This window comes from Phytoactinopolyspora endophytica, assembly GCF_004138495.1.
In the GTDB taxonomy this organism is placed as follows: Bacteria; Actinomycetota; Actinomycetes; order Jiangellales; family Jiangellaceae; genus Phytoactinopolyspora; species Phytoactinopolyspora endophytica.
The window spans coordinates 472,655-474,267 of record NZ_ML142853.1 but is presented as its reverse complement, the minus strand read 5'-3'; the positions used below and the strand labels follow the sequence as shown (position 1 = coordinate 474,267).

1 protein-coding gene and 1 pseudogene are annotated in these 1,613 nt (G+C 69.5%); one reads left to right on the top strand and one right to left on the bottom strand.

The window, feature by feature from the left end:
• Nucleotides 1–132 precede the first annotated feature (132 nt).
• Entirely contained in the window at nucleotides 133–1,152 is a 1,020-nt protein-coding gene (locus ELR45_RS12925; protein WP_165367730.1) for a metallophosphoesterase family protein, read from the bottom strand.
• A gap of 268 nt (nucleotides 1,153–1,420) precedes the next feature.
• Here ELR45_RS12925 and ELR45_RS37725 point away from each other — a divergent pair.
• Nucleotides 1,421–1,613, top strand: a pseudogene (locus tag ELR45_RS37725) (hypothetical protein); the annotation flags it as partial.

Here is a 1,613-nt window from a genome sequence, read left to right as displayed (position 1 = left end):
CTGTCTTCGTCTACACCACCGGCTACGTGCTCTCCGAGCGGCACCTTCCGGCGCCGGACGGGCTGCGGCGGGCGGTGGTAGAGAACCGCGCGCTGATCAGCATCGTGTGGCTGCTCGGCATCGCCATCTTCATCACGGTCGAGTTCTGGGACCGCTGGCACCTGGTGTTCTGACCTCTTCGACGAGGTAGCGCGGATCGGAGCCGGCCAGGCTCCGGATCCCGGCCTCGACCGCGGCCGCGCGTCGCTCGGAACGGCACGCCTCGGTGAGCTCGATCCGAGCGGCCAGGCGCTGTCCCGGACGCAGGCGCCGGGCCGCGGCGTTGAGCTCAGTGTGGGTGCGTTCGATGACGTCGTCGGGGGCGTCATGGCCGGAGCATCGTACGGTCAGGCACTCCCAGCGGACGCTGGACAGCTCGAGGTGCTGGACACCGGTCACCCCGTGGGGGTCCGCGGTCACCACAGTGGCGCCCTTCGGTCCCGGCTCCGTGGCCTTGCGTCCCTGGGTGTTCCCGGGAAACACGATCCACGGCGCGGAGTGGACGACCTGACGGGTGTGTGCGTGGCCGAGAGCCCAGTAGTCGTACTCGAGGTCGAGCAGAGCCTCGACCGTCGTCGGCGCGCACGGCCGTCCGCCGCGCCGGTTGTCGAGGCTGGTGTGCTGGACTCCCATGTTCACCAGTCCCGGCGTTCGCGCTGGGAAGGTCCGGGTCAAGTCCTCGGCGACCGTCGCGGCCGGCAAGCCGCGGCCGTGCACGGCGAGGCCTGCGCTCTCCAGGACCGTGGTGTGCGCGGCGTCGTCGTCGCACCAGACGACATTCGGCGGGAGGCGTCGGACCGGCTCGGTGACGTCCTGCCGGATCCCGCATGCCACGTCGTGGTTGCCGTCGATGACGACCACGGTGACGCCGGCGTCGTCAAGGAGCCCCAACGCCTCGCTGAAGAGCCGCGCGACGTCGTCGTCGTACCACTCGCGGTCGGCGATGTCACCGGCGAGCACGAGGACGTCCGCCGCCACATCGGTGGTGGCCGTGACGAGATGGGCGAGGGCGTCCCGGGTCGGCGCATGCCAGTCCTCGCCGGGGTAGTGCCGCGCGAGCCGCCGTAGTGGACTGTTGATGTGCAGGTCAGCAGCGTGGACGACAACCGTCACGGTGCGAGCGTACGGGGTGATCGCCGGCTGAGCACCCGCCGGTGGCCTGTCTCGCAAGGTGACGATGCGCTAACCTGGGTACCGTGCGAGGTCTGTTGCTCCTTACTAGGCCGCGCTGACCACAGGAACGGGTGCTTGGATGCATCCGTGTCAGCGCGGCGGCCCCTCATGCGTTGAGGGGCTTTGCTATGTCTAGTGCACGTCTCGTGCACGTCCGAGACACGGGGCCACCGGGCCGGCGACAACAGACGATGAGGGAAGCTAAGCCATGAGCGAGTCTGATACGAGCACGACTGCTGTGAGCACCGCCGCACCTTCCTCCGACGGCGACGTGCCCTATCGGTACACCAGCGCGCTGGCCGATGAGATCGAGCGCCGCTGGCAGGACCGCTGGGACGACGAAGGTACCTTCCACGCGCCCAATCCGGCCGGCGAGCTGGCCGAGCCGGGCTCGGACGCGA